Origin of the sequence: Sphingomonas sp. Ant20, assembly GCF_000783375.1 — a bacterium.
Classification (GTDB): domain Bacteria; phylum Pseudomonadota; class Alphaproteobacteria; order Sphingomonadales; family Sphingomonadaceae; genus Sphingomonas; species Sphingomonas aerolata.
This window is the reverse complement of record NZ_JRVI01000106.1, coordinates 1-7,951: the sequence shown is the minus strand read 5'-3', so window position 1 is coordinate 7,951 and position 7,951 is coordinate 1. Positions and strand designations below refer to the sequence as shown.

Sequence of the window (7,951 nt, the reverse complement as noted above, 5' to 3'; positions counted from 1 at the left end):
CGTCAGCGTGGCGAGGCCGGCGGCGATGGGCCAGCCAGCGGCGATAGGGGTGTGGGCGCGCATGACCCGCTATGCGGCACGCCCGGCGGCCGCTCAAGGCGCGAGGACGGCGATCGCGTGGGAACCGGCGCACGCTGCTACCGGTTCAGCGACGGAACACTGTAAATCAGGAGACGATCCATGTCCGATACCGTTGCCCAGACCCCCACCCAGCTGCTCGTTCAGGCCAATATTTCGGGGACGATGAAGGTCGAGAGCCGCGATGGCGACGCGGTCGGGACGGTTTATGCCTTCATGGTGCACAAGGGTACCGGGCGCGCGACGCATGCCGTGCTGAGCCTCGGCGGGTTCCTGGGCATGGGCAAGAGCTTTTACCCGCTGCCGTTCGCGCTGCTCCAGTTCGACGCGGTGCGTGACCTGTATGTGGTGACGATCGACAAGCGCGTGCTCGAGGGAGGCCCGAGCTGGTCGAACAACGCGCCGGTCTTCGACCAGGCCTATGCCGACCGGGTGGCGAGCTATTATGGGTCGAGCAGCGAGGATCTCGTCGTCGGCTGACGCGAGCGCGGGGAAGGGGCGGTTTTTGCGGCTCTGGATCCTGACTTTCGTCAGGATGACGGAATGGATTTAAGCTTTGCGCTGTCCACCCCTTCCTCGTCATCCTGACGAAAGTCAGGATCCAGGGTTACCAGCCTTAACCGGCGTTTAAAACGGCAGCAAGGCGCGACCTTAGCGAGACCGCGAGCCACCCATCCGCATCTTCTGGCTCTTCCCGTAGCGCGTTTTTCGGGTGCCTGGCTTGCCCTCGTTCGAGCGGCCCATGACCGGCGCCTTCTGCTGATCCACCGGCAGGCCGAGTTCCTCGTTTTCCAGCTGCCGGATCTCGTCTCGCAGCCGCCCGGCGGTCTCAAACTCCAGATCCGACGCGGCTTTGCGCATCTGCTTTTCCAGATCCTCGATATACGCACGCAGGTTATGCCCGACCATGTGCGGGCGGTCCTCGTCGATGGGGACGGTGACCTGATCCTGGCTGGCGACATGCGCGATGATGTCGCCGATGTTGCGGCGGATCGTCGTCGGCGTGATGCCGTGTTCGGTGTTGTACGCGACCTGCTTCTCGCGACGGCGCGCGGTCTCATTCATCGCGCGCTCCATAGAGCCCGTGACGCGGTCGGCGTACAGGATCACGCGGCCGTCGACGTTGCGCGCCGCACGACCGATCGTCTGGATCAGCGAGGTCTCCGAGCGCAAAAAGCCCTCCTTGTCCGCATCGAGGATCGCAACCAGCCCGCATTCGGGAATGTCCAACCCCTCGCGCAACAGGTTGATGCCGATCAGCACGTCGTACACGCCGAGCCGCAAGTCGCGGATCAGCTCGATACGCTCCAGCGTCTCGACGTCGCTGTGCATGTAGCGGACCTTGATCCCCGCCTCGTGCATATATTCGGTCAGATCTTCCGCCATCCGCTTCGTCAGCGTGGTCACGAGCGTGCGGTACCCTAAAGCCGTCGTCTTGCCGACCTCGACGATCAGGTCCTGCACCTGCTCCTCGACCGGCTTGATCTCGACGGGCGGATCGATCAGCCCGGTCGGGCGGATGACCTGTTCGGCGAACACGCCGCCGGTCTGCTCCATCTCCCAGCTGCCGGGAGTCGCCGAGACATAGGTCGTTGGCGGGCGCATCGCGTCCCATTCGTTGAACCTGAGCGGCCGGTTGTCGATTGCCGAGGGAAGGCGGAAGCCATATTCGGCAAGTGTCAGCTTGCGACGGTGATCGCCGCGCGACATGCCGTTGATCTGGCCGATCGTGACATGGCTCTCATCGACGAACAGCAGCGCATTGTCGGGCAGATATTCGAACAAGGTGGGCGGCGGCTCGCCCGGCATCCGGCCGGTGAGGAAGCGTGAGTAATTCTCGATCCCCGCGCAGCTGCCGGTCGCCGCGATCATCTCGAGATCGAAGTTCGTGCGCTGCTCGAGCCGCTGCGCCTCGAGCAACTTGCCCTCGAGCACCAGTTCCTTCAACCGCTCGGCAAGCTCGTGCTTGATCGCCTCGCCCGCCTGTTTCAGCGTCGGGCCGGGCGTCACGTAATGCGAGTTGGCATAGACGCGCACCGAGTTGAGCGACGCGACCTTCTTGCCGGTCAGCGGGTCAAACTCGGTGATCTCCTCGATATCGTCGCCGAAGAACGAGATGCGCCACGCGCTGTCCTCGTAATGCGACGGGAAGATCTCGAGCGTGTCGCCCTTCACGCGGAAATTGCCGCGCTGGAACGCCGCGTCGTTGCGCTTGTACTGGAGCGCGACGAGCTTGCGCACGATCTCGCGCTGGTCGACCGTCGTGCCCTTTTTCAAGTCGAAGATCATCGCCGAATAGGTCTCGACCGAGCCGATGCCGTACAGGCACGAGACCGACGCGACGATGATCACATCGTCGCGTTCGAGCAGCGCGCGAGTCGCCGAATGCCGCATCCGGTCGATCGACTCGTTGGTCGAGGATTCTTTCTCGATATACGTGTCCGACCGCGCGACATACGCCTCGGGTTGGTAATAATCGTAATAGCTGACGAAATATTCGACGGCGTTGTCAGGGAAGAACGACTTCATCTCGCCGTAGAGCTGCGCCGCGAGGATCTTGTTCGGCGCGAGGATCAGCGCAGGCCGCTGCACGCGTTCGATCACGCTCGCCATCGTGAAGGTCTTGCCCGAACCGGTGACGCCGAGCAGCACCTGATCCTTCTCGCCCTCGCCGATCGCCGAGACGAGTTCGGCGATCGCGGTCGGCTGGTCGCCCGCAGGCGCATAGTCGCTGACGAGCTTGAACCGCTTGCCGCCCTCGACCTTTGCAGGGCGCGCGGTCGGGCGGTGCGGGACGAAGGTGTCGCCGGTTTCGGGTTCGGCGAGGCTGGTGCGGATCTGGATGGCCATCGAGGGGGAATATGGGGAACAGGTGGCACGACGACAACGCCGCCATTGGCGGCATTCGTCAATCCGCAAACCACCCGCCATCCCCGCGCAGGCGGGGATCTATAGCCTAGGCCGTCAGCATTTTAAGGGAGAGCGTTGTCAGTATGGATTCCCGCCTGCGCGGGAATGACGGACGTTCTAATGCGGCGAGCATTGTGCGGCCCCAAGCTTTGCTAATGTTGACCCACCGCACGCGCATCCATAATGCGACCGTTTCGCAAGCCATCGACCCGCCGGCGCGACTCCGCGCGGCCAAGGAATAGACGCATGACCGCCGAAACCCTCGAAACCCGCGCGCCCGTGCTCATCCCGGAGACCCCCGCGTTCCTCAACGCCAAGGTTCTGTGGGTGCGCCACTGGAACGAGCATCTGTTCAGTTTCGCGATCGAGCGCCCGTCGACCTTCCGCTTCCGCTCGGGCGAATTCGTGATGATCGGCCTTCCGCAGGAGGGCGGCAAGCCGATCATGCGCGCCTATTCGATCGCGAGCCCGCATTATTCGGAAGAGCTCGAATTCCTGTCGATCAAGGTCGAGGACGGTCCGCTGACGTCGAAGCTCCAGCTGATCCAGCCGGGTGACGAGGTGTATCTGGGCAAGAAGCCGACCGGCACTTTGGTGCTCGACGCGCTGCTCCCGGGCAAGCGGCTGTTCATGTTCTCGACCGGCACCGGCCTTGCCCCCTTCCTCAGCCTGATGCGCGATCCCGATGTCTATTCGGCGTATGAGCAGGTCATCGTCGTGCACAGCGTGCGCCGCGTCAGCGACCTTGCCTATCACGACGAGATGGTCGCCTTGCTCGCCGAGGATCCGCTGATCGCCGAGGAGGCGGCCACGCAGTTCCACTACATCCCGACCGTCACGCGCGAGCCGTTCCGCACCACGCGGCGGATCGGTGCGCTGATCGAGGACGCGTCGCTGTTCGGCCATCCGGTGCGCGGCGACCAGAAGCTGAACCCCGAGACCGACCGCGCGATGCTGTGCGGATCGACCGAGATGATCAAGGAGTTCGCGGTGATGCTCGAGGCGCAGGGCTTTGAAGAGGGCGCGAATTCCAAGCCCGGTACGTTCGTGATCGAGCGTGCCTTCGTCGGCTGACCCGCCAGGCGCTTGGCGCGCCGTCCGATCCCCGATAGCGTCCAGGCCAAAGGGGGACTGAAAATGCGCCAGATTATCACGGGGATCCTGCTTGCCACCGCCGCCATGCCAATGCGGCGGTGGCAAAGACCGTCGCGGTCGAGGAACGCTCGATCGATCAGCTTCAGGCGAGCATGACGGCGGGGATGGCAAGCAGTGTCGATCTGGTCCGGGCGTATCTCGCGCGGATCGCGGCGATGGACCGCAAGGGGCCGACGCTGCGCAGCGTGATCGCGCTCAATCCCGACGCGCTGGCCCAGGCCAAGGCGCTCGACGCGGAGCGTCGGGCAGGGCGGGTGCGCGGACCGCTGCACGGCGTGCCGGTGCTGATCAAGGACAATGTCGAGACCGCCGACGCGATGCCGACCACCGCGGGCAGCCTGGCGCTCAAGGACAATATGACGCGCCGCGACGCGCCGGTGGTCGCGCAGCTGCGCGCGGCGGGGGCGGTGATCCTCGGCAAGACCAACCTCAGCGAATGGGCGAACATCCGCTCGACCCGGTCGATGAGCGGGTGGAGTGCGGTCGGCGGGCTGGTCCGCAATCCCTATGCGCTCGATCGGACCGCATGCGGATCGTCGAGCGGGTCGGGCGCGGCGATCGCGGCGAGCTTTGCTGCGGCCGCGATCGGCACCGAAACCGATGGCTCGGTCGTGTGCCCGTCATCGATCAACGGGCTGGTCGGGCTGAAGCCAACGATCGGGCTGGTCAGTCGCACGCATGTCGTGCCGATCAGCCATAGCCAGGACACGCCCGGGCCGATGGCGCGCAGCGTGCGCGACGTGGCGACGATGTTCTCGGCGATGATCGCAGCGGATCCGGCGGATGCCGCGACCGCGGGGGCAGGCGCGTACAAGCGCGACTATGCCGCCGCCCTGTCGACCAGCGCACTCTCGGGGTTGCGGATCGGGGTCGTCCGGCCCGAGATGACCGCGGACGTCGCGGCGCGCTACGAGGTCGCGCTGGGCGTGCTCAAGGCGGCGGGCGCGGTGCTCGTCGAGGTCAAGCAGCCCAAGCTCGACGGGATCGGCGAGGCGGAGCTGCTGGTACTCCAGACCGAGCTGAAGGCGGATCTCGACACCTATCTGGCGACCACCCCCGCAGCGGTGCGGACCCGGACGCTCGACCAGGTGATCGCGTTCAACCGCGCCAATGCAGCAGCGGAGATGCCGTTCTTCGCGCAGGAGACGTTCGAGGCGGCGGCCAAGACCAAGGGGCTCGACGACCCGGCCTACAAGGCAGCACGCGCGAAATCACTGCGGCTGGCGGGCACGGAGGGGGTCGACGCGATGCTGAAGACCGCGCGGGCGACGGTGCTGGTCGAGCCGACCTATGGTCCCGCCTGGCTCAGCGAGCCGGTGTATGGCGACCAATATGGCGGGCCGAGCGCGAGCGAACTGCCCGCGGTCGCCGGCTATCCGAACCTGACCGTGCCGATGGGGCTGGTCCGCGGACTGCCGGTCGGGCTGTCGTTCGTCGCGACGCGCTACGGCGACGGCACGGTGCTGAACGCAGGCTATGCCTATGAACAGCGGGCCAAGGCGCGGACCGCGCCGCGTTACCTGCCGTCGGCGGCGGTGGGCACGGGGCTCGACGGAGCCCGCTGACCGGGGGCGATGAACATGCGGTCGTTGCGCAGATAGACGGCGCTGCGATCCTTCAACCTGCGCGTGGTGAAGACGAGGCGATAGTCGCTCGCGAGCGTCGCCTTCAGTGCGCGCAGGCTGCCGACGTTCCAGATCGACAGGCGGCGCGTCGAGGTGACGATCACCGGCGGACGGTTGGCGAGGATGCGGCGGACCTCGGCCGCCTCGTCGATCCCGGTCGCACCCTGTTCGGTCGACAGGCTGAGCAGGTTGGGAAAGGCGTAGGGCGTCGGCACGCAGGTCCGCGCGAGCAGATAGGTGACGGTGTCGCCGCGGAACACATAGGGGCATTCGTCGCCACTGTTCGCGCGGACGATGCGGGCCAGCGCATAGGCGCCGGGGGCGCGTCGCGGCGGACGATGCGTTCGACCGCGAGGATCGTGAAGGGGACGATCAGCGCGATGGCGAGCAGCTTGGCATGGCGTGACAGCGCGGGCGCGGCGGCGATCGCCAGCGGGGCGACCAGCGGCAGGCCGTAATGATCGAAGAAGGTGCCGATCGCGAGGAAGCCGAGCGACGCCGCGATCAGCCAGCCAAAGGCGAGCCGCGCGACCGCACGGTCGATCCCGAGATGCGCGCGGCGATGCCAGGTGATCGCGGCGGCGGCGATCAGCGGGAGCAGCTGGACGAGGATGCCGAGCAGCCGCATCACCACCTGCTCGAGCGGATAGCCGGGGCGCAGGAAGATCGAGGTGACGTTGGCGAACCAGAAGGTCGCGAACAGGTCGTGCGCGGTGTACCAGCCGAGCGCGGCGAGCGACGGCGCGAGCCCGACGGCGATCCAAAGCAGCGCCGCGCCCAGCGTCGCTGAGACCGGCGCGCCGGTGCGGCGGTGGAACCAGAGATGCGCCAGCCCGAAGAACGCGCCCTCGAAGGCGGGCGTGTATTTCATCTGGATAGCGATCCCTGCGAGCAGGCAGGCCAGCGCGCCGCCACGCACGATCGCGCGGCGGTCGTTCGCCGCTGCGAGTGCGGGCAGGCGGAAGGTCAGCAGCGCGGCGATGGCGATCGGCAGATTGTAGAAGACCGGCGCCTGCCCGCCGCCGCCGCTGAGCAGCGACAGCCCGGCCAGATAGGTCGCTCCCGCCGCCAGCGCACCACGCCGCGTCGCGCCGATCCGCATCGCGCCGTGATGAACGAGGACCGCAGTCAGCCAGGCGCAGCCGGTCGCGACGAGCTGATAGGCGAGGATCCCGTCGCCGGGGAGCAGGCGGATCGCCGCGAACAGCAGGAACAGCCCGATCGGCTTGCGATCCCAGATGTCGACAAAGGGGATCGCGCCGTGCAGCATCCGGTCGCCGACCAGCAGGTAATATTGCTCGTCGACGGCAATCACCGGATTGCCGAAATCCCAGGCGCGGATCGCCAGCGCGATCAGCAGCAGGATCAGCGCGGGGGGCCAGCGGGATCCGGACGGTGCGGTCATGGCCGATGTCATCAGTAAAAATTCCTGAGCGTCAGCGCGCGCGTCGTCCCGTCGCACAGCCCGAGTCGGACGACGCTGCCGGGCGGGCGGATGGTCCAGTCCGCCAGCGGGCTGGTTGAATAGTCGCGGGGGATGGGCTGGCCGTCGATCGAACAGATCAGGTCGCCCACCTGCCACCCGCTCGCCTCGGCCGGGCCGCCGCGCATCACGTGCAGAACCTTCAGCCGGTTGCTTTCGACCCCCATCAGCAGGCCGCTGGTCGACCGGATCGGGCGGGGATCGGCGACGTCACCGCGGTGCAGGACCATCCGCGCTGCGCTCGGGTCGAGCAGCACGCGATAATGCTGGAGAAACCCCGAGCCGAGCCGCCCGGCGGCGCCGATCGACTGCGAAAAGCCCGCCTCGGGTTCGATCCGCACCTCGGTGTCGCGCGCGACGAGCGTGCCGACGCGGATCTCGGGGGCGATCGCGAGGCCGCTAATGACCGAGCCGCCGAGCCCATAGGCGATCGCGGTGGTGGTCGGCAGCCCCGGCGGCGCGGCACGGCGCCAGCCCGCCGCGGTCACGGTGATCGCCGATCCGTCGCCGGTATCGACGACGATCGGCGCCAGCGCGTGCGTGCCGATCCGGATCGCGCTTTCATAGACGCGTCGATCGGACGAGATCGTCAGCGGCGCGGTCTCGCCCGCAAAGGGCAGCCGCCCGGTCGGGATCAGCCGGAAGCGGCGCGCGGCATAATCGATGTCGAGCGCGTGCGCGGCGAGCAGGTCGCGCCCGA

Annotated in this window: 6 protein-coding genes and 1 pseudogene; 3 read left to right on the top strand and 4 right to left on the bottom strand. The window is 67.0% G+C overall.

The features are described from left to right. Positions 1-180 precede the first annotated feature (180 nt). Positions 181-558, top strand: a complete 378-nt coding sequence (locus NI18_RS13720) for a PRC-barrel domain-containing protein (protein WP_031395809.1) — start codon at positions 181-183, stop codon at positions 556-558. Positions 559-729: 171 nt separating this feature from the next. Here NI18_RS13720 and uvrB read toward each other — a convergent pair whose 3' ends face one another. Further along, a complete protein-coding gene (uvrB, locus tag NI18_RS13715) occupies positions 730-2,928 on the bottom strand; it encodes an excinuclease ABC subunit UvrB (RefSeq protein ID WP_031395810.1) in 2,199 nt (732 codons plus the stop codon). Between the two features lie 306 nt (positions 2,929-3,234). Between uvrB and NI18_RS13710 the strand changes: the two genes are divergently transcribed. Next, entirely contained in the window at positions 3,235-4,062 is an 828-nt protein-coding gene (locus tag NI18_RS13710; protein WP_037530558.1) for a ferredoxin--NADP reductase, read from the top strand. Between the two features lie 63 nt (positions 4,063-4,125). Next, positions 4,126-5,708, top strand: a pseudogene (locus NI18_RS13705) (amidase). Here NI18_RS13705 and NI18_RS25730 read toward each other — a convergent pair. The 3 genes from NI18_RS25730 to NI18_RS25090 all read right to left on the bottom strand — a co-directional run. Continuing rightward, on the bottom strand, positions 5,660-5,983 hold the full coding sequence (locus NI18_RS25730) for a hypothetical protein (RefSeq protein WP_198527018.1): 324 nt from the start codon (positions 5,981-5,983) through the stop codon (positions 5,660-5,662). The pseudogene NI18_RS13705 and the gene NI18_RS25730 overlap by 49 nt on opposite strands. Next, a complete protein-coding gene (locus NI18_RS13700) occupies positions 5,869-7,185 on the bottom strand; it encodes a hypothetical protein (protein ID WP_198527017.1) in 1,317 nt (438 codons plus the stop codon). Before NI18_RS13700 ends, NI18_RS25730 begins: the two co-directional genes overlap by 115 nt. Further along, positions 7,185-7,951, bottom strand: a 767-nt coding sequence (locus NI18_RS25090; RefSeq protein WP_037530556.1) for a PDZ domain-containing protein, incomplete at its 5' end; no start/stop codon positions are given. The genes NI18_RS13700 and NI18_RS25090, both read right to left, overlap by 1 nt.